The sequence below is a fragment of the Paludibaculum fermentans genome (genome assembly GCF_051172195.1).
Classification (GTDB): domain Bacteria; phylum Acidobacteriota; class Terriglobia; order Bryobacterales; family Bryobacteraceae; genus Paludibaculum; species Paludibaculum fermentans_A.
Window position 1 is genome coordinate 114,490 of the sequence record NZ_JBPJAQ010000005.1, and the last position, 21,716, is coordinate 136,205.

General features: G+C 63.1%; 16 protein-coding genes. 8 read left to right on the forward strand and 8 right to left on the reverse strand.

Translation table 11 applies throughout. The annotated features are described in order from the left end of the window. Nucleotides 1–25: 25 nt before the first annotated feature. Entirely contained in the window at nt 26–1,426 is a 1,401-nt protein-coding gene (locus tag ACR9Y2_RS39060) for a hypothetical protein (RefSeq protein WP_435047348.1), read from the reverse strand. Between the two features lie 59 nt (nt 1,427–1,485). After that, on the reverse strand, nt 1,486–2,910 hold the full coding sequence (locus ACR9Y2_RS39065) for a hypothetical protein (RefSeq protein ID WP_435047349.1): 1,425 nt from the start codon (nt 2,908–2,910) through the stop codon (nt 1,486–1,488). 111 nt (nt 2,911–3,021) lie between these two features. Here ACR9Y2_RS39065 and ACR9Y2_RS39070 point away from each other — a divergent pair, with 111 nt between their 5' ends. Then, complete coding sequence (locus ACR9Y2_RS39070; protein WP_435047350.1) at nt 3,022–3,924, forward strand: polyphosphate kinase 2 family protein; 903 nt, start codon at nt 3,022–3,024, stop codon at nt 3,922–3,924. A 4-nt stretch (nt 3,925–3,928) separates the two neighbouring features. Here the strand turns inward: ACR9Y2_RS39070 and ACR9Y2_RS39075 are convergent, their stop codons facing one another. Beyond that, the gene (locus tag ACR9Y2_RS39075; protein WP_435047351.1) at nt 3,929–5,725 is read right to left on the reverse strand and encodes a glycoside hydrolase family 2 protein; all 1,797 of its coding nucleotides are present in this window, start codon (nt 5,723–5,725) and stop codon (nt 3,929–3,931) included. 3 nt (nt 5,726–5,728) lie between these two features. Here ACR9Y2_RS39075 and ACR9Y2_RS39080 point away from each other — a divergent pair, with 3 nt between their 5' ends. Next, the gene (locus tag ACR9Y2_RS39080) at nt 5,729–6,661 is read left to right on the forward strand and encodes a polysaccharide deacetylase family protein (RefSeq protein WP_435047352.1); all 933 of its coding nucleotides are present in this window, start codon (nt 5,729–5,731) and stop codon (nt 6,659–6,661) included. Nucleotides 6,662–6,719: 58 nt separating this feature from the next. After that, nucleotides 6,720–7,832 carry a hypothetical protein gene (locus ACR9Y2_RS39085; RefSeq protein ID WP_435047353.1) on the forward strand — a complete coding sequence of 371 codons (1,113 nt, stop codon included), beginning with the start codon at nt 6,720–6,722 and terminating at the stop codon, nt 7,830–7,832. Between the two features lie 9 nt (nt 7,833–7,841). Here the strand turns inward: ACR9Y2_RS39085 and ACR9Y2_RS39090 are convergent, their stop codons facing one another. Then, on the reverse strand, nt 7,842–9,929 hold the full coding sequence (locus ACR9Y2_RS39090) for a VWA domain-containing protein (protein WP_435047354.1): 2,088 nt from the start codon (nt 9,927–9,929) through the stop codon (nt 7,842–7,844). Nucleotides 9,930–9,931: 2 nt separating this feature from the next. Continuing rightward, complete coding sequence (locus ACR9Y2_RS39095; RefSeq protein WP_435047355.1) at nt 9,932–13,291, reverse strand: carboxypeptidase regulatory-like domain-containing protein; 3,360 nt, start codon at nt 13,289–13,291, stop codon at nt 9,932–9,934. A 92-nt stretch (nt 13,292–13,383) separates the two neighbouring features. Here ACR9Y2_RS39095 and ACR9Y2_RS39100 point away from each other — a divergent pair, with 92 nt between their 5' ends. Continuing rightward, nucleotides 13,384–14,085 carry a lytic transglycosylase domain-containing protein gene (locus ACR9Y2_RS39100; protein WP_435047356.1) on the forward strand — a complete coding sequence of 234 codons (702 nt, stop codon included), beginning with the start codon at nt 13,384–13,386 and terminating at the stop codon, nt 14,083–14,085. A gap of 20 nt (nt 14,086–14,105) precedes the next feature. Continuing rightward, complete coding sequence (locus ACR9Y2_RS39105; protein ID WP_435047357.1) at nt 14,106–14,909, forward strand: hypothetical protein; 804 nt, start codon at nt 14,106–14,108, stop codon at nt 14,907–14,909. 5 nt (nt 14,910–14,914) lie between these two features. Here ACR9Y2_RS39105 and ACR9Y2_RS39110 read toward each other — a convergent pair whose 3' ends face one another. Continuing rightward, the gene (locus ACR9Y2_RS39110; RefSeq protein ID WP_435047358.1) at nt 14,915–15,520 is read right to left on the reverse strand and encodes a DinB family protein; all 606 of its coding nucleotides are present in this window, start codon (nt 15,518–15,520) and stop codon (nt 14,915–14,917) included. Between the two features lie 85 nt (nt 15,521–15,605). Between ACR9Y2_RS39110 and ACR9Y2_RS39115 the strand changes: the two genes are divergently transcribed. Beyond that, entirely contained in the window at nt 15,606–16,796 is a 1,191-nt protein-coding gene (locus ACR9Y2_RS39115) for an HD domain-containing phosphohydrolase (protein ID WP_435047359.1), read from the forward strand. A 6-nt stretch (nt 16,797–16,802) separates the two neighbouring features. On the opposite strand, the gene feoB is transcribed toward ACR9Y2_RS39115, so the two are convergent. Then, nucleotides 16,803–18,698, reverse strand: a complete 1,896-nt coding sequence (gene feoB, locus ACR9Y2_RS39120) for a ferrous iron transport protein B (RefSeq protein ID WP_435047360.1) — start codon at nt 18,696–18,698, stop codon at nt 16,803–16,805. 4 nt (nt 18,699–18,702) lie between these two features. Then, nucleotides 18,703–18,969 carry a FeoA family protein gene (locus ACR9Y2_RS39125; protein ID WP_435047361.1) on the reverse strand — a complete coding sequence of 89 codons (267 nt, stop codon included), beginning with the start codon at nt 18,967–18,969 and terminating at the stop codon, nt 18,703–18,705. A 71-nt stretch (nt 18,970–19,040) separates the two neighbouring features. Here ACR9Y2_RS39125 and ACR9Y2_RS39130 point away from each other — a divergent pair, with 71 nt between their 5' ends. Continuing rightward, the gene (locus tag ACR9Y2_RS39130; protein WP_435047362.1) at nt 19,041–19,961 is read left to right on the forward strand and encodes a tetratricopeptide repeat protein; all 921 of its coding nucleotides are present in this window, start codon (nt 19,041–19,043) and stop codon (nt 19,959–19,961) included. Between the two features lie 52 nt (nt 19,962–20,013). Beyond that, nucleotides 20,014–21,393, forward strand: coding sequence for a sugar porter family MFS transporter (locus tag ACR9Y2_RS39135; protein WP_435047363.1), 1,380 nt, complete (start codon nt 20,014–20,016; stop codon nt 21,391–21,393). Nucleotides 21,394–21,716 lie beyond the last annotated feature (323 nt).

A 21,716-nucleotide genomic window follows, 5' to 3' on the forward strand; every position in this document is an offset into this window, starting at 1 on the left:
TTTTCTTTTGCCTGCCGCACCCGCCCTACCACCACGCCGGCACAATCGACAACGCTGTCGCCTGCATCCGCTCTCCAGCCGACATCCCTACCACGCTCAGCCGGCGGTCCTGGCCGGCAATCACCTGATACAGGGGCAGGTCCGTAGCCTTCACGACATACTCCCCATGCTGCGCCGCCGCTGCGTCCCGCGGCTCGTGCATCACGATTCCATTCGGCCCGGTCGACCGGATGCGGAACTGGAAGGAACCCGGCTCATAATTCTGGTAGCTGTAGCAGCGGCCGATGCAGGGACGGTCGATCGCGTGATTCCACAGGAGCCCTCGCGTCGTGGGATCGTTCAGCGCCGACACTAAGCGCGAGCCCCGGGGCAACGCCGCAATCGCTCTCACCACCTCGTCTTCCCACCAGTTCAGCGCCCGCGCATCCGCGTACAGGAAGGAGAACTGCAGCACCGCCACCGCCGCCAGCCCCCACGGCAGCCAGCGGGCCGGACGCACCTGGCTCAACATCACGCAGATCAGCACCGCCAACGGCAATGTCATTCTCTCCGTGATCATCGTCAGCGGCATCCGGTACCCCGGCAGCTCAATCCGCGTCGGAGCCGCCACCACTCCAATCGCCATCACTACACAGAACTGCAGCGGCACGTTCACCGCCAGCAGCCGCCCAGGCAGCTTTTTCATCAGCCTGATCATCTGCGCCCCCCATAGGAAGCCAACCAGGACCACCGGCAGCGCGTACTTTGCCCCATATACCCAGAACTGGTCGATGCCCCACATCTCCAGCGCCTGGTGCGCCGAGGATGCGGTCCTATAGTGCGTGACCACGAACATTCGTCCCGCCAGGATGGCGGCAATCGCCGGCAGTGGCAGCCACACCTTCCAGGCGCCCGGCAGCCGTCGAGCCGTCCACACATAAGCCAGCAACGCGCAGCCCCAAAGAACTGGCAGCGCATGCGCCGTATACCCGAGGGCCAGCACACACCCGGCCGCTGTCAGCCGTGGACGCTCCTGCGGCCATGCCAGCGCCAGCGCCCAGAAGACCAGCCCGCAGGAAAGATAGAAGTTGAAAAGCCCGACGTGGAACACCCACCCGTACGACAGCATCACCAGGCAAGGCATCGCGAAACGGGAATCCTTGCCCGTCACCGCCCGCAGCCAGGCCATCGCCCCCCAGAAAAGGATCAGCACCGCCCCCGCGACACTCACCCGTTCCGCCACGCCCGGCCCGCCCAGCCGCATCAACCCCAGCAGCACATAGTCGAATAGGACATTGGTGGCAGGGGCGGACACCGTCAGGCTTCCACCACGCCCGGCCTGGATCTCCGTGCCCAGCCAGGCGTTATACAGGTGGCTGGAGAGATCCCCAGCCTGGATCCGGCTCTGCCAGAAGCAGGGGATCAGCAACACTGCCGAGATGACCAAAGCCCGAAGCCGCTTCCCGATCACCAGCCTATCTTAGCCAGTTTGTCCGGATCGCGCCCCTACCAAAATGCGGGTAATAGCATCAATTCCGACGACGGCACCCGCTCGCCCGCCGCCATGCTCCTGACGCACAGCCGCCCTTCCGGACAGGGCGCCAGCAGGTACAACGGCAGATCCGCGGCACGCACCACGTACGCCCCGTTGTCCACCTGCTTGGAATCCGCCGGATCGTGCATCACGATTCCATTCGGCCTGACAGACCGGATCCGGAACTGCAGGGAACCCGGCTCGTAGTTCTGATAACTGTAGCAGCGGCCGATACACGCACGGTCAAGAGCATGACTCCACAGCAGCGACCGGCTCGTCCAGTCGTGCAGCGAACTCACCACCCTCGAGCCTGGCGGCAGCGGCCGGATCGCCGCGATCACCTGCTCCTCCCACCCGTTCAACGCCCGGGTGTCGACATACAGGAACGAGAACTGCAACGCGGCCGCCACGCCCAGCACCACCTTCTGCCACGGCAGCGCCTCCATCTGGTTCAGCATGACGCAGATCAGCACCGCGAACGGCAGCGTCAGCCGCTCGGTAATAAACGACAGCGCCATCCGGTAACCGCCCAGTTCCACCCGCGTCGGCGCCACGAGAATTACCACCACCATCACCGCGCACAACTGCACCAGCACATTCCCTAGAAACTCCTGGATCGGCCGCGAATACAACAGCCGCAACAGCAGGAACCCCCACACCATCCCCAACACCACGGCCGGTGCAATGTACTTCGGCCCGAATACCCACACCTGGTCAATACTCGACATCTCCAGCACCTGGTGGAACGTCGAAAGCGTCTGGTAGCGCATCTCGATCAGCACGCGCCCCGCCCCTACCACCACCATCGCCGCAACAGGCAGCCAAAGCACGAACCGTGCCGGCACCCTCCGCGCCACCCACACATAGACCAGCACGCCGCAGCACCACGCGACGGGAATCGCATGCGCCGCATAAGCCAGCACCAGCAATCCCGCTGCGGCCGCAAGCCGGCCCCGCTTCGGCTGCCAAGCCAGAGCCAGCACCCAGAAACAGAGCCCGCACGACACGTAGTAATTGAAAAGGCCGTTGTGAAAAACCCAGCCGTAGGCCAGCATGGCAAGGCAGGGCAGAAACGCCCGGGACTCTCTGCCCGTCGCCGCCCTCAGCCAGGCCACAGCGCCCCAGAACAGAATCAGTACCACCAGCGCCACACTCACATGCTCGGCCGCCCAGGGGCCGCCCGCCTTCATCAGCCCCAGCAGCAGCCCGTCGAACAGCACGTTCGTCGCCGGAGTCACCACCTCCAGCCCGGCCCCCCGCCCTGCGGCAATCTCAGTCCCCAGCCAGGCGTTATACAGATGACTCGAGAGGTCGCCCGCCTGAATGCTCTTGTGCCAGAAACACGGGATCAGCAACACCACGGAGATCAACAGCGCCTGGATTCGTTTACTGAGCACCTGTTCATCTTAGCCACTTTGCCCGCTGCCTCCGTTGACTCCCTCCCACTCATTTCCGATACTCATCAGCAGCGGGCTCAACAGCTCGCTTCACTTCCCGGAGGAGGCTCAATGAAGAAGCAGGAAGGCGCCCGGATCGACGGTTCCATCGACAGGATGATCGTCCCGCCCGGCCGCAAAAGACTGTCGATCACCAAAGACTTCGATGCCGCCTGGAAACCGAAATCCATGGACAAGAAACAGGCCACGGCCGCCCTGGAGGAGGGCATCCATCTGCTGGCCGAGTTCCAGGACAAACTCTACGCCCAGGACAATTACGCGCTCCTCGTCATCTTCCAGGCCATGGACGCCGCCGGCAAGGACGGAACCATCAAGCACGTCATGGGCGGCCTCAATCCGCAAGGCTGCCAGGTGTACAGCTTCAAAGCGCCCTCCAGTGAGGAGCTCGATCACGACTACCTCTGGCGCTGCTACAAGGCCCTGCCCGAACGCGGCCGCATCGGCATCTTCAACCGCTCCTATTACGAGGAAGTCCTCATCACCAGGGTCCACCCCGCCATCATCGAGGGCCAGAAACTTCCGCCCCATCTCAAGGACAAGAAGATCTTTCAACGCCGCTACCGCGAGATCAACAACTTCGAGGAGTACCTCCTCAACAACGGCATAGTCGTGCTCAAGTTCTTCCTGAACGTCTCGCGCGACGAGCAGAAGCGCCGCTTCCTCGATCGCATCGACCAGGAAGAGAAAAACTGGAAGTTCTCCACCGCCGACGCCAAGGAACGCGGCCACTGGGACGAATACATGCAGGCCTACGAAGAGTGTCTGCGTGCCACCAGCACGAAAGAAGCGCCCTGGTACGTCATCCCGGCCGACAACAAATGGGTAACCCGGCTCGCCGTGTCCCGCATCATCTACCAAACCCTGAGAGGCCTGAAACTGCACTACCCCACCGTCTCCGAACCGCAAAAACAGGCGCTGGCCGAAGCCAAACGCCTGCTCGAAGCCGAAAAGTAGCGCCCTACTTCAGCCGGTCGTTCAGCTCTTTCAGCTTCTTCACGTCGAACTTGGGCTTGCGATCGTAGCTCATCAGGCCATTGATCTCCTGCTCCACATCGGTGATCTGCGTGTAGCAGATCCCCATGATGGGGCTCTGTGCGATGGCGTCATACTGCCCGCTCAGACGGCCCAGCGCCGCCTCCGGCGTCTTCTCGACACCCGAGTAGCCCCACGCCTCCGCCGGCACTTTGGACCCCGGCAGGATATACGCAATCCCGCCAAACTCGCTCAGGTACAGCGGCGACCCGTTATACACATTCCCCGGAGCCAGATAGTTCATCCCATGCGACGGCAGCGCCGCCCCCGGCTTAACTTCCACCTTCGCCCAGCGCGCCTTCAACCCGTCGTAGTTCGCCGTATAATCGTGCACCGCGAACAGATCCGTAGCCTCCGTATGCTGCCACCCCTCGTTGTCGATCACCAGCCGCGACGGGTCCATCGACTTCGTCATGTGGTACAACGCCCGCAGGTGGCTCTGCTGCCGCGGGTCTGTCACGTCCGGCACGCCCCAACTCTCGTTCAGCGGAGCCCAGATGATGATCGACGGGTGATTGATGTCCCGCTCCACCGCCTCCATCCACTCCTTCTGGAATCGCTGAACATACTGCTCATCGAACAGATAGGCGTTGGCCATCTCGTCCGACACCAGGAAACCCATCTTGTCGGCCCAGTACAGAAACCGCGGATCTTCCAGCTTCTGGTGCTTTCGCGCTCCGTTGAATCCCATCTCCTTCGTCATCCGGATGTCGTATTGGATCGCCTCGTCCGACGGCGGCGTCAGCAGGCTCTCCGGCCAGTAGCCCTGGTCCAGCACGAACTTCAGATAAACTGGCCGGCCGTTGATTGTCACCCGCCCGTTCTCCAGCCCGATCTTGCGGAAGCCGAAGTAGCTTTGCACCATATCGATCACGGTCTCGCCTTTCTTCAGCTGCAAGGTCACGTCATAGAGATTCGGCCGCTCCACCGACCACAACCGCGGGCTCCGCACAAAAGCCCCCGCCGCGGCATACTTCCCGTCCGACACAGCGCCCGTCCCCGTCGCCACCACCGTTTCGCCACTCTTCACCGTATACGCCAGCGTCAAACCCGCTTCCGGATTCGCGATCCGCGTCTGGAAATCCACCGCGCCCGTAGTCGACGCATCGATCTTCAGCGAATCGATCCGGCTCGCGCCCGTCGCCTCCAGCCACACGCTCTGCCAGATGCCCGACGTGCGCGTATAGAAGATGCTGCGCGACTTCGGCTCCCAATACTGCTTGCCGCGCGGGATCGCCCGGTCCGTCGGCGGATCCCAGGCCCGTACCGTTACCGTATTCGCACCCGCCTTCAACATCGGCGTGACATCGAACTTGAACGGTGTGTTCCCGCCCTCGTGCGAACCCGCGCTCCGCCCATTCACCCAGACTTCCGCCTGGTAGTCCACGGCGCCGAAGTTCAGCAGCACACTGCGCCCCTTCCATTCCGCGGGCACCGTGAAACTCCGCTGGTACCAGACAACCGGGTGGAACGACGTGTCGCCAATCCCGCTCCGGCTGCTCTCAAAACAGAACGGCACCACAATCGACTTCGAGAACTTCCGGCCCGCCGCCGCCCAGTCCTCCTGCAGCCCCTTGCCCGCATCGTCGAACTCGAACGCCCACGGGCCGTTCAGGCTCACCCACGCATTGCGCATAAACTGGGGTTGAGGGTGTTCGGGCCGGGGGATCTGCTGAGCAAAAGCGAACGAGACGATAGAGACTAAGATTAGAGCCAAACGCATCCCATGATTCTATTTCTAATCGTGTTCCTGTGCCTGCCTCTCGCCGCGCAGGATGCCCCCAAGCGCAGCGTCGCCTTCACCTACGACGACCTGCCCAACTGCGGAGCGCAACTGCCCCTCGACCAGCTCACGGCCATGACCACCAAATTGGTCGATGGACTCAAGCAGGCCAAAGTCCCGGCGATTGGCTTCGTCAACGAAAACAAGCTCGACGTCGAAGGAGAGCGCCCCCAGCGCATCGCCCTCCTCCAGCAATGGCTCAATGCCGGCTTCCCCCTGGGCAATCACACCTACTCCCACCCCGATATCAACAAGGTGCCCATGCTCAGCTACCAGGAAGACATTCTCAAGGGCGAGCAGGTGATCAGCGGGCTCATGAAGGAACATGGCCAGACACTCTCCTGGTTCCGCCACCCGTTCACTCACACCGGCAACACGGAACAGGCCCGCGAAACCCTCGAAGGCTTCCTCCAGCGCAAGGGCTACCGCATCGCGCCCTTCACTGTCGAGACCTCCGACTACATGTTTGCGCTCATCTATCACAATGCCCTGAAGAAAGGCGACCAGGCCGCCGCCACCCGCATCCGTACCGGCTATGTCGACTACTCAGAGCGCATGTTCTCCTGGTTTGAACGCCTCTCCCAGGACACCCTCGGCTACGAACTGCCCCAGATTCTCCTCATCCACGCCAACCAGCTCAACGCCGATGCCCTGCCCGCTCTCACCGCCATGCTCACCCGCCGCGGCTACTCGTTCATCAGTCTGGAAAAAGCCATGAAGGATGAAGCCTACCGCCGCCGCGATGGGTATGTCGGGGAAAGCGGCCCCTCGTGGCTCCACCGCTGGGCCGTGGCCGCCAATAAACCCAGCCGCCTGCGCGATGAACCGGACCCACCCTCCTGGGTCGTCGACCTTTACCGCGAGCAGTCCAAGTGACCGCTCCCCTACCCCGCCCCTCACGGAGTATCCTGCCTCAGGGAGCGTCCTGCCCCGGATGAACCTGTCGTCCCATCCCGCAAAAACCGCTGCCTGGCTCACGCTGATCCTCAGCGTCGTCTACCTGCTCGCCGCCCTCGTGCTCGTCCCTACCTTCAGCGCGACACCCCAGCGCATCGCCATGAACGCCTCCCTGGCCGATCATGTCGCGCCGCCTTCGCTCACCCCTGCCTACCTCACCTGGGGCGTCTGGCAGCGCTTTGACACCCTCTGGTACCGCCATGTAGCGGAATATGGCTACGACCTGCCCGCCTCCACCGTCTTCTACCCCGTCTACCCCGCCGCCATCCGGCTGCTCGCCTCCCTGGGCCTGCCAACTGATGCCGCAGCCGTTCTCTCCGCCCGCATCGCCACCTTCTTCCTCCTCTGGGGCCTCGTCCTGCTCCTCAAATCGGACCTTGGCGATCAGGATGTGAAGCGCGCCTTGGCGCTCATGCTCGTCTGGCCCATGAGCTTCGTCCTCTTCGGAGGCTATGCCGAGCCGCTGCTCATTTGCTTCACTGTCTGGTCCCTCTGGTTTGCCCGCAACGATCGCTGGTGGCTGGCAGCGCTGTTCGCCCTGCTTGCCTGCCTCTCCCGCGCCGTCGGCATGGTCGTCCTGGCCCCGCTCTTCTGGATCGCATGGCGCCAGCGGCCGTTCCGCTTTGCGCCCTTGCTGCTGGCTCTCACCGGACCCCTACTCTTTCCCGTGTGGCTGCGCTGGCAGGGTCTCGGCCTCTCCGCCGCCGCTTACCCCCGGTACTGGCACACCACCATGGCGTGGCCGTGGACCACAATCGCTGACGCGTTCACCTACACCACCGGCGACATCACCTGGTTTGTATGGATGAATGCCGTGGCCCTGCTGCTGGTGTTCGGTACGGCGCTCTCGCGACCCGTCCGCTGGGAATACTTCTGGTACGCTCTCGGCACCCTGTGCTTCCTGCTCACCGCCAACGCGCGGCCGCCGTTGCACAGCTTCGTCCGCTACGCCCTACCCGTCTTTCCAGCCTTCGCCTCCGCGGGCAAGTTGCTGCGCAACACCGCGGCCATGGCGCTCGTATGGAGCATCCTCCTCCTGGCCAACGCCCTGCTCCTCTACGCCTTCTGGGACTGGTTCTTCCTGGTCTGACCCATCCGCCTATCGCGCCATCACCACCAGCGGAGCCCGCGAGTAAGAGAACTTCTGCCCCGCCTGGTCCACCAGGTTGAGCTGCGCCGTATACTCCCCGGGCGCCAGGCTCGCCAGTGATACCTCCAACAAAACGCCCGCCGTATTCATCCGGTTCGCCCGCAGCACCGACACCTGCACCGGCTGCGATTGCATCACCAGCTTCTTCTCCTGGTAAATTGTCACCGCCGCCGTCACCGCCGGCTTGTTGGCCGGCTCCGGAGCCGCCGGGTCGTACATCTCCGCGTACACATACATGCTCTGACCCTTGCGGAAGACATGCGTCACGCTCGGCAGCAGCTTCTGGTTATTCTCCACCAGCGGATGCGTGTCCTGCTTCTTCAGCTTCTTATCCGCCAGGCCCACCGCCTCGGTCACCGGAATCCGCTGGCCGCTCCACACCACGGTCGACATCTTCATCCCGCTCTTCACCGCCGAGAGATCCGGAATCTGGAACTTCGTCTCGAACGTGCCCATCTTGCCCGTCTGGTTCTCGCGCACCAGCATCTTGATGGTGTAGTCCCCCGGCAGCAGCGTGAACCCCGTGTCGTACATCAGGCTTCGATTCGCCAGTTGCCCCGTGTTCTGATCCCTCAACTGGATCTTGATCGCGTCGCGCACATTGCCCATGATCGAGCCCTTGGCGTTCGTGATCTGCCCGATGAAGTCAAACGTCGTCGTCTCCGCGCTGCCCTGCTTCTTCAACGGGATTGCCGATCCGGGAATCTTCACCGCCACCGGTACAAAGTAGCGCTCCTTCCCAATCCGGAACCAGTTCACCTCCAGCGCCAGCCGCAGCTCCGTCACCGGATCGCCCAGCAGCAGGGCATCGGAAAGCTGCTTCTCTTTGTCGTAGGTGCCGAAGTTCTTGAACTCCTTCTCGGCGAAGTAGCCCTTGCGGTAGTCCAGCTTGGCCTGCTGCCGCATGGCGGAAGTGGGCGCAATCTTGACGTCGACTTTCCGGAACTGGCCGTCCTTCCGATCGTCACTCGAGTAGTAGCCCAGGATGTAGTAGCTCTGCAGGTCTTCCTGCGCCTGCTGGATGCCCATCACCAGCTCGTTGTTATCCAGCAGCGCCTTGCCGCCCGTGTCCGAGGCCAGCATCGTCAGCGTGTCCTGCGAATCGTACATCGACTGCCGTTGGTTGCTTTGCGTCTGTCCTGTATACAGCCCCGTGCCGCGCGCGCCTCCGCCACTCGAAGCCGAGCCGCCGGGAGGGTCCGCCGTCAACCCGCGCACGTCGATCGGGTAGAAGCTCACATTCGAACGCACCGCCGAGTTCACCGTCGCCCGCAGTTGCGCCTGGTTGTCATCGCCCGTCCGGCTGATGCCGCTCGAAAAGTAAATCACCGCCTTCTTCTCCGGCAGCGCCGAAAGCGTCCGCGCCAAGTCGTCCAGCGCGGCTAGTTTGCGGTCCGTGTTGAAGATGTTGAACTCGGTGTCGTCCGCCGTATAAGACGCCGTATCGTCGCTGTTGTCGACGTCCGTGGCGCCCACGGCGGCCAACTCGCTCATCGAGCCCGTCTGGAACCGCTTGATCACCCGCATCAGGTCGTCTTTATCGTCGGTGAACTCCTGCTCCACTTTTAACTTGGAGCCAAAGCTCACGATTTCGACAAGATCCGCCGGCGTCATCTGCTCCCGCAGGAACTTCTCCGCCGCCGCTTTGGCCCGCACCTGGTCCGCCTCGGGCAGCGAACTCCAGTCAAAGAACAGGATCAGCAGACGGCGGTCGCGAAAGCGCTGGCTGCCCGTCGGCGCCGCTGCCGGCGCGGCCGCTTTCACGGGCCCCTCCGGCCTGGCCTCCACCACGGTTTGCACCTCGCGCGGCGGCCCGCTCAACTCCTGGAAATCGAAGACGCTCACCGTCTGCGGCTTGCCGTTCTCCGTGACGACAAAGTCCTCCCGCTTCATGTTCTTCAGCGGCTTGCCGTCCTTGTCCCGTACAAAGACCGTCACAATGACGAGGTTCGACGAGGTCCGGAAGACCGGCGTCTCGTCCTGTTTCTGCGCCAGCAGCGCGGTACAGGTGAGCAGGCTGAGTAGTGTGCGCTTCATGGCTAGAACCGGAGCCTCACTGTGAACTGAATACTGCGCATCGCGCCGGACGCCGTGGCCAGGCCGTAGTTCGCGGCATTCACCGTCGTTCCATAACTGGTGATATTGACGTGGTTGAACAGATTCGTCGTCTCAATCCGGCCTTCCAGCCGGTGGCGTGAGTTCTCACCCACCTGCCACGACCGTCCAAACGAGGCGTTCAGGCTGAACGAACCCGGCCCCGGAATCGTGTTCCTGGCCGCATTGCCATACCGGTCACCTGGAGGCGTCGTGAAGGCCGCTGTATTGAAATACCCCGTGCCCGAATCAATCGCCGCACCCGTCGCGTCGGCCCGCGCACTGCCCGTCGCCCCGCTGCCAGCCGCATCCGCCACCGAACCAGAAACCCTCGCGGTCAACGGACTGCCTGAACTCACGGCCACATTGGAGCTCAGCGTCCAGTCCTTCAGGATGTTCGACAGCACGTTGCGCTGCTTCATCCACATGGCATTCGGTCCAAACGGAGAAGATGCCTGCAGGTTGAACGAGAGCTGGTGCCGCTTGTCGAAGGAGGACAAGCCGCGCTCCGCCCCCAGGTTGTTCTCGTCCTGCACCGTCGTGCTGCCCGACCCGCCGATCGTCGACGCATTATCAATCGACTTCGAGAACGTGTACATCGCCGTCCAGCCGATGCTGTGGCGCATCCTCCGCACCACCCGCAGCTGCCCCGAGTGGAAGATCGAACTCCCCTCCGGGCTGTCGTAGGTGAAGCCCACGGCATATGGAATCGGACGCCGGTCTTCCGAGGTCAACGGCGACCCGGGCGCCGCCCGGTTCGGCAGGCGCGAAATCACCAGCCCATTGCCCTTGGTCCCCACATAGCCCAACTCCACGACGAAGCCGTGAACATCGTGCTGCACTGAGCCGCTCCAGGTCTGCGCATACGGCAGGTTGAAGTTCGGGTTCACCGCGTACGAGTTCTTGATCGTCGTATCGGCCGGGCCGACAAACGGGTTCGTGATCAGCAGGGGATTGTCCGTGCTGGTGTTGAACGTCGAACTCACCGCATAAGGCGGCTGGGCCACCAGCCGGGACGAGATGCGGCTGATCACTGAGCTGTCGTAGAACAGACTGTATCCGGCGCGGATGATGGTCCGCTTCTTCTTGAATGGCCGGTAGGAGAGGCCGACGCGCGGAGCGAAGTTGTTGCGGTCTGGCCGCACCATGCCCGTCGGAATCGTCCCGTTGCCGAACGTGCTGCTGCTGCCCGGCGTCACCACCGCCGCCGCCGTATACCCGGCCGCGAGGTCGAGGTTCGAAAGGCGATTGTACTTCTCCGTGTTGGGCTCCCAATCTTCCCAGCGCAGCCCCAGGTTCAGCGTGAAGTTCGGCTTCGCCCGCCACTCATCCTGCACATACACGCCGTATTGGGACGACCGCAGGTAGGTGTCCGGAGTGCCATAGCGGATCGTGCTCTGCTGCGCATACCCCAGCAGGAAATCGGCAAAGTCGTTGCCCGTGTTCGAAACCGGCAGGCCGGCCGAAGTCAGGGCGCTGGTCGCCAGGCCGCCGAAGAACAACGTGCCCCGGGCATTCGAATCGGCCAGGCTGTTCTGCTGTGTCCGTGTGAAGTCGAACCCGGCCGAAAGAGTATGGCTCTTGCGGACGAACGTCCAACCATCGCCAAACACAAAGGTATTCACCGACCGCCGCGACCGGCTGCCGTCCGTCAAATCCCCGTAATTCGTGAAGCTCAGGTTCGGCGGCCCATAGTTGGCCGGATCCCTGGAGGTGCCCGCAATCCCCAGCTGCGACGCCACATCCGTGCCATTGGCGAAATAAGGGATCACTTCGTTGTAGTTGCGGTTGTACCGCATGTGCAGGTTCTGGATGAGCGTCGGAGAGAACGACCGCGACCAGCTCAGGTTGTTGTTGATGCCGCGGCCGCTCGATGGGTCCCGCCACCCGAACAGCTGGACGTTCTCACCGGAACGCCGCTGCCAGTTCGTGTCGAAGGCCAGCCTGTCTTTCTTCGTCAGGGTCCGGTTCAGCCGGAAGCTGAGCGTGTCGCTGGACTGCGGCTGTGTCGTCGTGTAGTGGTAGTTCTGCAGCGAGCCGCTATCGGTCGGCGCCGGAATGTAGGAAAGCAGGCCGTTGGCCACGGAACTGATTCGCGTCACCGGGATCTTGTTGTCCGGGAACGGCGAGCCGGTCAAAGGATCGTAGATCGTCGACGCCAGGCTGCTGAAATCGCCCGTACGGTAAGCCGTCAGCGGCTGCACCGAGTAAGAATTGTAGGCGTTGTCGCCACGCGAAGCGGAGTAGTTCAGGAAGAAGAAGGTCTTATCATCATTGAGGAGCTTGCCCAGCTTCAGCGGACCGCCCAGGGAGACGCCAAAGCGTTCCTGCGAGTAGCCCGGCTTCTCCACCGTCCGCCCGTTCAGGGCATAGGGCGAAGCATCCAGGGACGCGTTGCGGAAGGTGAAGAAGGCGCCGCCGCGGATCTGGTCCCTTACCCGGCGCGACCGGTTGCCGAACCCCTCGGCACTCGCCTGTCGCATGCGGTCCTGAAACTGCTTGCGCATCTTCTCCCGTTCTTCCTGGGTCATGTTCGCGAAGTCGGGACGTCCGCCGCCCATCATGCCGGGGCCGCCCTGCCCGCCGGGGCCTCCACGGCCGCCGCCCATGCCACCGGGACCACCGCCGCCACCGGGGAACCCGCCTCCGCCGCCGCGGCCGCCAAAGCCGCCGCCACCGCCCATTCCTCCACCCATGGCCGCGCCACCGCCGCCCATTCCGCCTTCCCCTCCCGGCATCGCGCCGCCGGCGCCGCCCATCATCCCGCCCGGGCCGCCTTCGCCCATCATGCCGCCGGGTCCAAAGGCCATCATGTTCGGGTTGTCCTGCTGCTGCAATCCACGGCTCAGCGAGCCCTGCACCAGGAACGACTCGGACACCTCGCCGCCTTCGCCGCCGGCCGCCGGAACGGCAGCCACCGAGCTCTGCTCCATTGCTTGTGCAACCTGTGTTTCCGCCGTGTTCTCAGTAGCTTGTGTGCGCTGGCCAGCGGCCATCGTTCCGCGGCCGAGGCCCGCCGGCCGGTATGGCCGCAGCGACATCGCCAGGTCCAGCGGCGCTGCCCGTTCCTCCACCTTCACCTCGCGGCGCAGCGGCTGGAATCCAAACTGCTGGACTTCGACATTCAGCGTGCCCGCGGGCAGGTTCTCGAGCGTGAAGTGGCCCGACTCGTCCGTCACCGTGCTCCACGATTGCGTACCCTGCTTCGCCGTGATCACCGCCCCGGGCAGCGGCGCACCGCCGGACACGACGCGGCCGCTCCAGGACGTTTGCGCAGTGGCACAGCAGCCGATGCCGAGCAGCATGGCGCAGAAAATCAACCTGGAAATGGCGTGCACGTTAGTGAAGACGCCATGTGCGGAGACGAAGATTACATTTCGGGCTGGAAGGTATGTAAATGAATGTAAACCGTAATGTTCTTGCAGCAGTAGCCGATATTCTCGATGTGAGGCGACTACTTGCCACTTGCGCGTTCGTGTGTCTGGCGGCCGTGCCGGGCTGCGCGCAATCCGCGCAGGAGGCCGCCATCGCACGCCAGCGGGCCGCCATCGAGAAGCAGAAGGATGCGCTCTCCGGCACTTCCGGCGCCCTCACAAACCAGCGAACCTCCGTCGAGAAACAGAAGGCCTCGGTTGCTAAACAGCCTGCCGGAAAATGGGAGCCGACAACGGCCCCATCGCCCGATAGCTCACCAGTCGCGTCCACGGATTGCGCCCCGATGGAAGAGAGTCAATTGGGGCCAATTGTCACCAAGGCGGCCGAACAAAACTCGATCATGCCCGCCCTGTTACGGGCCGTAATTTCCCAGGAATCCGGCTACAAACCGTGTGCCGTCAGCAGTGCCGGGGCGCAAGGGCTGATGCAGCTCATGCCCGACACCGCGGCCGGCCTCAATGTCGGCAACCCGTTCGATCCGCAGGAGAATGTCTTCGCCGGCAGCAAGTTCCTGCGCGTGCTGCTCGACAAGTACAAAGGCGACGTGCCCATGGCCTTGGGCGCCTACAATGCCGGTCCGGCGCGGGTAGACGCGGCAGGCGGAATCCCGCCCATTCGCGAGACCCAGAACTACGTCAACAGCATCATGCGCAAGATCCAGTAGACAGGGTAAACTCGCCCTGAATGCTGATTCCGATCCTTGCCTTCCAGCTCGTCCAGGCGCCCTCGCCGATGGTGGAGAACACCCGGGCCCACGAACGCATCCTACGCCTTAACCTCGCCGGCGAGCGAATCCAGACAAAGTTGGGCTCAATCCTACTGCCGGAGCGTGCCGGTGGGCGGAAGCTCCCGCTGGTCATCCACTTCCACGGCGAACCGTGGCTGGCCGAACAATCGGTGCGGAAGGCAATGCCGAAGGCAGCGGTCCTGGCGGTCCAGCTCGGTTCCGGTTCGCGCGTCTACGGCGAAGGGGTACGTGATCCGGAAATGCTTGCATCCGTGCTGAATGCAGCCGGCGGCCGCCAATTCGGGCCCATCTATCTTTCGGGCTTCAGCGCGGGCTATGGGGCGATCCGGCAGCTCCTGCGCCAGCCCCGGAATGCCGCGCTGGTCGACGGGGTGATCCTGCTGGACGGGTTGCACTCCGACTACGAACCGCCGGCCGAAGCACGGCGCCCGCTCGCGGCGGACCTGGATGTGTTTCTCGAGTATGCGAGGCTGGCCACGGCGGGGCAGAAGCGGATGCTGGTGCTCCACTCCGAGGTCTTCCCAGGTACTTTCGCCAGCACCACGGAGACGACGGATTGGATGCTGGCCCAGCTGGGCCTCAAGCAGAAGGCGATTCTCAAGTGGGGCCCGCTGGGGATGCAGATGCTCAGCGAAACACGCGCCGGCCGTCTCCGCGTGCTGGGCTTTGCCGGCAACTCGGCGCCGGATCATGTGGACTATCTGCACGCCCTCGGCTGGGCTCTCAAACAATTGAAATAAAAGGGCTACTTCTTCGGAAAACCGGGGCTCGCCAGGACTTCCTTCATCTGATTGACGTGGCGTTCCGTGTGGGCGGCGATCAGAATGTACCACTGCAATCCATCCAGGTCGCCCAAGGCTGGATGGGTGCTGAAGTGATTGCGCAGATCGTCTTTGGTTTCACGAATGTAGGTGATATCGCGGTCGCGCGCGGCGCGGAACGCCTTCTCGAGATCGGCGATCTTCGTGAAGCGGCCTTTGGGCTGGATGTTCTCGGGCGCCTGGAGTTTCTTGTCGCGCAACGGCACGTTCTTCATGAGGGCGTAGTCCGTCTGGCGGGGATCCGCCTGCTTCTTCTCGGGGGTAGCGGGCGACTTCATCGCCGCGGCTACCAGCTGCGGCAGCGTCTCTTCAGTGATTTCAATGTGTTCCGCGATCTCCATGATGGACCAAGAGTTCGGGGCGGGCTTCCATTTGAGCTGGGCCTCGCTGAGACCGGAAACCGTGTCGAGCATGAGTTTGCGGGAGGCGTGCAGGGCGCTGAGCGCGTAGTCCCTCTCACCCTGGGCGAGCGACTGGGCAACCACCGGGGTAACGGCAAGAGTGAGCAGGCTGAGCAGATAGCGACTCATGTTATTGAAGGTAGCATTCCTCCTGGCCATATACACCTAAAGCGGCCTACGCATTCGGCCGATGAATCACTTGGATGTATTTGGGATGGACCCGCACGACAGCGCAGTACCGCCGGTAGAAGTCGAGGCCCCGGCCGCGACGCCAGAAGCGCCGCGCCTGTTTCTGCCCGCCAACGCGCTGGTGAGCGAAACGCTGGGCCGCGCGACGATTCTGCTGGTCGACAGTGTGGACATCAACCGGCAGCTGATCAAGGGGATCCTCAAGGCAGGTCCTTACCGGCTGCTGGATGCCCGCAACCCGGGGGACGCCTTCCACATCCTGCAACGGGAACCGGTCGACCTGATCATCGCCGACATGATGATGCCGGCCCAGGGACATCCGATGTACGGCGGCTTTGAGTTCTGCCGCCAGGTGAAGGCGGACCGCCGCACCCGGCTGATTCCCATCCTGATCCTGACCAGCGTCCAAGGTATTGATAACGAAGTGGCGGGGCTGGAGTCGGGCGCCGACGAATTCCTGATCAAGCCGCTGCAGCCGGCCGTGGTGCGCACGCGCATCCGGACGATGCTCCGCAACAAACGGACCATCGACTCGCTGGAAGAGGCCGAAACGATCCTCTTCGCCCTGGCGCAGACCGTGGAGCAGCGGGACAAAGAGACGGGGAATCACTGCCAGCGATTGGCCGCCTTAAGCGTTGCCCTGGGCACGGCGATGGGCTTGCCGGAAGAGGACTTGGTCGCGCTCTATCGCGGCGGCTTCCTGCACGATATTGGCAAGATCGCGATTCCGGACTCCATCCTCTTCAAACGAGGGGTATTGACGGAAGCAGAATGGACCATCATGCGGTCCCACACATGGAAGGGCGAGGAGATCTGCCGGCGCATGAGGTCGTTGTCGCCGGTGCTGCCCATCATCCGCAATCACCATGAGAAGTGGGATGGCACAGGGTATCCGGATGGGCTGGGCGGAGAACAGATTCCGCTGCTGGCGCGGATCCTGCAATTGGCGGACATTTACGACGCGCTCACTTCGCGCCGCAGCTATAAGTCGGCCTTTGCGCCGGACGAGGCGATGAAGATCCTGGGCAAGGAGTCGGAGATGGGGTGGCGCGATCCGGAACTCGTCTCCGTCTTTGTCGAGATGGTGCGGGAGCCCAATTTCGTAGCCCGGTCGGCGGCGCTGTTTGCACCCGAGACCGACAGCTCAGAAGAGGGTCTCGAGTTGCAGTCCATGCGCGACTCATTGGCCCGCATGTCGCGGGAAGTCCTCAAATAGAGGCAGTTAGCCCCAGATTCGATTCACCGCGAAACCACAGATATAGGCCAGGACACCCATGTAGGTGAACTGGATGATGGGCCACTTCCAGCCACCGGTTTCGCGACGCACGACAGCCAGGGTCGACATGCACTGCATGGAGAAGGCGAAGAAGACCAGAAGAGCCAAGGCACCCCCGAACGTGAGGTCGCGGTGCAGGGCGGCCTGGAGACCCGCGGCGTCACGGTCCGGCTCCATACCGTAGATTGTCCCCAGGGTGCCGACGATCACTTCCCGGGCGGCCAACGAAGTGATCAGGCCGATACCGATTTTCCAGTTGAAGCCCAGGGGCTTGATGAGGGGTTCGATGGTGCGGCCCAGGGTTCCGGCCAGGCTCTGTTCGATAGGCGGGGCTTTGCCGTCGATCATGGGGACGCTGCACAGGATCCAGAGGACTACCGTGACGGCGAGAATGACGGTGCCGGCGCGTTTGAGGAACGCCTTGGTGCGGTCCAGCAGGCGCAGGCCGATGGAGTTCCAGGTGGGCATGCGGTAGGCAGGCATCTCGAGGACGAAGGGCGTCCGTTCGCTCTTGAGAATGGAGGACTTGAGGACGCGGGCAGTAAAGACGGCAGCGGCGAACCCAAGAACATACAAGCCCATCATGGCGGCGGCACGGGTGTAGATAAACGGGCCGATGAAGGGTTTGTCGGGCACAAAGGCGGCGATGATCAGGGTGTAGACGGGCAGGCGCGCCGAGCAGGTCATGAACGGGGCGACGAGGATGGTGGCGATGCGGTCGCGTTTGCTCTCGATGGTGCGCGTGGCCATGATGGCGGGCACGGCGCAGGCATAGGCCGATAGCAGCGGAATGAAGCTCTTGCCCTGCAGGCCGGCGCGGGCCATGGTGCGGTCGGCAATCAGCGCGGCGCGGGCCAGATAGCCGGAGTCTTCCAGGACGGCGATGAACAGGAAGAGCAGCAGGATTTGGGGGAGGAAGACGAGCACGGCGCCGACGCCGCTCCAGATGCCATCGATGAGGAGGGACCGGATGATATTGTCCGGCATCACGCCGCGCAGCCACTGGCCGGAGTGGCCGATGGCGGCCTGAACGCCTTCCATCAGGGGGCGGGCTCCGGTGAAGATGGTCTGGAATACAGCACCGACGACGAGGATGAAGACCAGCGGACCCCAGACGGGGTGAAGGAAGACGCTATCGAGGCGGCGCGTCCACAAGGGAGGCGCAGGCCTGTTGTAGCCGGAGTCGTCCGAAACGCGGCGCGCCCACTGGCGGCAGGCCGGCAGGTCGTTCAAAACCGGCAGTTGCACTGGCTTGGGGATGGCGATGCCGCCGGTGAGGAAGCGCAGAACGGAGCTGACGCCTTCGCCGGTATTGGCGCTGATGAGAGCCACGGGTACGCCGAGTTCGTTGGCGAGCGACTCGACATCGACGCTGCCGCCGCGCTGGCGGAGGTCGTCGGCCATATTCAGGACAACGAAGGTGGGCAGTCGCAGGCCAAGGATGGAGGCGACCAGAGGCAGGTGCCGTCCGAGGTTGGTGGAGTCCAACACGACCACGACGGCGTCGGGGGCCCGCAGGCCATCCTTCTTCCCGTTCAGCACATCGAAGGTGACGCGTTCATCTTCGGAGCGGGGCTGGAGGCTATAGACACCGGGCAGGTCGATGAGGTCGACGTCGTGGTGGCCAGGCAGGTGGGCCTTGCCGAGGTGGTGCTCGACGGTGACCCCAGGGAAGTTGGCGACTTTCTGGCGGAGCCCGGTAAGTCTATTAAAAAGTGTTGATTTACCCGAATTGGGTGGGCCGACGATGGCGACCAGGCGCTGGATCGCGGCTTTGGGCGGAGGTACTACACCGAGAGCAGGAACGGTTTTCGCGATCCCACAATCGTGGCAGTCGCTCATGGAATCAGTGCTTTCTCAGGAAGATGTGCTGGGCAGTTTCGCGGCGCAGAGCGATCTCGCCACCATCGACCCGGAAGACCCGCGGATCCCCGCCGGGGGCGGAGTGCGCGGCGGATACCGGATGCCCGGGGAGGAAGCCTAATTCCATCAGGCGGAGAGCGAAGTCAGTGGGCAGCTCGATATGGTCGAGCATGGCTTCTTCGTTATCCCGGAGGTCGGCCAGCGTCCAGGGGCTTATTCCTGCAGCGCCATCTTTGACACTGAGTTGCATTTCGATTCCAGTATACTCCCGTTCGGTACGCTGCGCCTAGTGATCGTTGCGCCGATGCTACAATGGCGCTCGTGTCCGATCCAGCTCCTAAACGCACGTACTCCCGGGACGAGGTTTGCCGTCTGCTGGGCGTACAGGAGCGGGTCTTGGCCGATTGGGAGTCGCACGGATTTGTGCAACCGCTGGATCCGTATCAGTTTCAAGACCTTGTCGCATTGAAGACGCTGCGCCAGTTGCGCAGCAAGCGGCTGCGTCCGGAGCGCATCCGGCTGATCCTGGATTCGCTGCGGGAGAAGCTGGCGCACATCCGCGATCCGCTGAGCGAATTAAAAATCTTTACTGATGGGAAGCGATTGTCGGTGCAGGTGGACGGACGCCGGATGGAGCCACTGACCGGGCAACTGCTGCTGGATTTCGACCAGGCTGAAATTCGCCGGCTTCTGCAATTCCCTGGCAACAGGGCGGAGCAGACGCTGGCGGACAACCTGGCCTCGAAGCAACGTGAGGCGGAGAAGTGGTTTGAAAAGGCGATCGACCTGGAGCAGACGGGGGGTCCGCCGGAGCACATCGTAGCGGCGTATCTTAAGGCGATTGAGTACAATCCGGAGGCTCCGGGTCCGCATGCGAACCTGGGTACGGTGTATTTCCATTTGAAGAAGTGGCAGGAGGCGGAGCGGGAATACCGGGCGGCCATTGAGTTGCAGCCCCAGTACGCGCTGGCGCACTTCAATTTAGGCAATCTGCACGATGAGTTGAACCAGTGGCCGGCGGCGCTGGAGTGCTACAAAAAGGCGCTGGAGATTCAACCGGACTATGCCGACGCCCACTACAACATCGCGTTGCTGTACCAGGGTCGTGGGGACCTGTTGCAGGCTGTTCGCCACTGGCGCACCTATTTAAAGATTGACCCGGCCGGATACTGGGCCGGCATCGCCCGGCGCGAACTGACCCGTCTGAGGCAGGAAGCGGTTGTGGGCGGCGTGCAGGCCTGAGCCCAGGCCGGGAACCTTTTCAGACAAAGTCTACTGATATGATGGCAGCGCCATGCCCGGCCCCATCCTACGGCCAGTCTCCGTCCCCACCCGACCCATCCAAGTGAACCTGGTTTACGTCTACCTGGCGTCGTTGGTAGCGGCTACGTCCGGGCTACTGTTCGGGTTCGACATCGCGGTAATCAATGGCGCGTTGTTATTCCTGAAGCAGCAGTTCGCGCTGTCCGAGCTGCAGACGGAATTTGCCGCATCGAGCCTGCTGGTGGGGTGTGTATTCGGCGCGGCGTGCGGCGGGGGTTGGAGCGACCGGCTGGGCCGGAAGAAGGTACTGATCTTCTGTGCAGTGCTGTTCGCGTTTTCTTCGATTGGGGCAGCACTGCCGCGAAACCTGACCGAGTTCGTTGTGGCGCGGGTGGCGGGCGGAATCGCGATCGGGATGGCGTCGCTGCTGGCTCCTTTGTATATCGCGGAAGTGGCTCCAGCCCATATGCGCGGCCGGCTGGTTTCGCTGAACCAGATGGCGATTGTGACGGGGATCCTGCTGGCCTACCTGGTGAACTGGTCGCTGTCTTCGATGGGTGCGGAGGCGTGGCGCTGGATGTTCGCGGTGGCGGCGATTCCCTCCCTGTTCTTCCTGTTGGCGTTGTTTTTCGTGCCGGAGAGCCCGCGGTGGCTGGTGGAGAAGGGCCGGGACGAGGAGGCTCACACCGTGCTGGCGAAGGTGAGTGGGCGGGCGCAGGCCGATATCGAACTGGCGGCGATCCGGGAGGCGATCCAGGAAGAGAGCGGGACCCTGGCGGAGCTGTTTGCTCCGGGATACCGGCGGGCGCTGATTCTGGCGGTCGGGCTGGCGATTCTGCAGCAGTGGACGGGCGTGAACACGGTGTTGTTCTACGGATCGGTGATTCTAAAGGAGCAGGTGGGCGGGCATTCGCAGTCGGCGGCGATCGGGGCGAATGTGTTCATCGGGCTGGTGAATTGCCTGTCGACGATTGTGGCTCTGTGGCTGATCGACAAACTGGGCCGGCGGCCGCTGCTGATGTACTCGGCCGGGGGGATGGTGGTGGCCCATGCCGGGTTGGCGTTCGCGTTCCTGCAGAGTCCGCCGAACGCCATGCTGGTGATGGGGTTGATGATCCTGTGCACGGCTTCGTTTGCGGTGGGCCTGGGACCGGGGGTCTGGGTGGTGCTGAGTGAGATTTTCCCGACGCGGATCCGGGGCCGGGCGATGTCGATTGCAACGGTTGCGCTTTGGATCGCCTGCGTGATTCTCACCTTCACTTACCTGTCGATTGCTTCGGCGCTGGGACCGACGGGCGCGTTCCTGATCTATGGCGGCATGTGCATATTGACGATCTGGGTTGTGGCGAAGTTCACTCCGGAGACGAAGGGGCACACGTTGGAGGAGATTGAGAAGCTGTGGCGGCCGTGATCCGGAAACGGCTTCGTTCCGTGAAGTAGTTGATGCATTCGGAAAGCTGACCGGGCTGGATTGGGTTGGTTTCGGCGGTTCGGTTTGGCGTTCTGCCGGCCAGGGGGGACTCCGTTGAAGATGCGACTGTGCGGGGGCCGGCTTACTGCCGTGCTCGGTTCGTAGCGCGGTGGGGACCCCTCCCTGACGGTCGGGGTTCGCAGCGGCTTCGTTCCCTTTGGCGGCTCGCAGGGCCGTGCGGGACTCCCTGACAGTCGCGGCTCCGTTTGCTCCTGTTGTCCAGGATGCGGGACTGGCGTTTCCGGAGTGGCGGGGTACAGGTT

Coding starts and splice junctions, on each gene's coding strand:
- ACR9Y2_RS39070 (WP_435047350.1), top strand. CDS start 3,022: ATGAAGAAGCAGGAAGGCGCCCGGATCGACGGTTCCATCGACAGGATG.
- ACR9Y2_RS39075 (WP_435047351.1), bottom strand. CDS start 5,725: ATGCGTTTGGCTCTAATCTTAGTCTCTATCGTCTCGTTCGCTTTTGCT.
- ACR9Y2_RS39080 (WP_435047352.1), top strand. CDS start 5,729: ATGATTCTATTTCTAATCGTGTTCCTGTGCCTGCCTCTCGCCGCGCAG.
- ACR9Y2_RS39085 (WP_435047353.1), top strand. CDS start 6,720: ATGAACCTGTCGTCCCATCCCGCAAAAACCGCTGCCTGGCTCACGCTG.
- ACR9Y2_RS39090 (WP_435047354.1), bottom strand. CDS start 9,929: ATGAAGCGCACACTACTCAGCCTGCTCACCTGTACCGCGCTGCTGGCG.
- ACR9Y2_RS39095 (WP_435047355.1), bottom strand. CDS start 13,291: ATGCTGCTCGGCATCGGCTGCTGTGCCACTGCGCAAACGTCCTGGAGC.
- ACR9Y2_RS39100 (WP_435047356.1), top strand. CDS start 13,384: ATGAATGTAAACCGTAATGTTCTTGCAGCAGTAGCCGATATTCTCGAT.
- ACR9Y2_RS39105 (WP_435047357.1), top strand. CDS start 14,106: ATGCTGATTCCGATCCTTGCCTTCCAGCTCGTCCAGGCGCCCTCGCCG.
- ACR9Y2_RS39110 (WP_435047358.1), bottom strand. CDS start 15,520: ATGAGTCGCTATCTGCTCAGCCTGCTCACTCTTGCCGTTACCCCGGTG.
- ACR9Y2_RS39115 (WP_435047359.1), top strand. CDS start 15,606: ATGGACCCGCACGACAGCGCAGTACCGCCGGTAGAAGTCGAGGCCCCG.
- feoB (WP_435047360.1), bottom strand. CDS start 18,698: ATGAGCGACTGCCACGATTGTGGGATCGCGAAAACCGTTCCTGCTCTC.
- ACR9Y2_RS39125 (WP_435047361.1), bottom strand. CDS start 18,969: ATGCAACTCAGTGTCAAAGATGGCGCTGCAGGAATAAGCCCCTGGACG.
- ACR9Y2_RS39135 (WP_435047363.1), top strand. CDS start 20,014: ATGCCCGGCCCCATCCTACGGCCAGTCTCCGTCCCCACCCGACCCATC.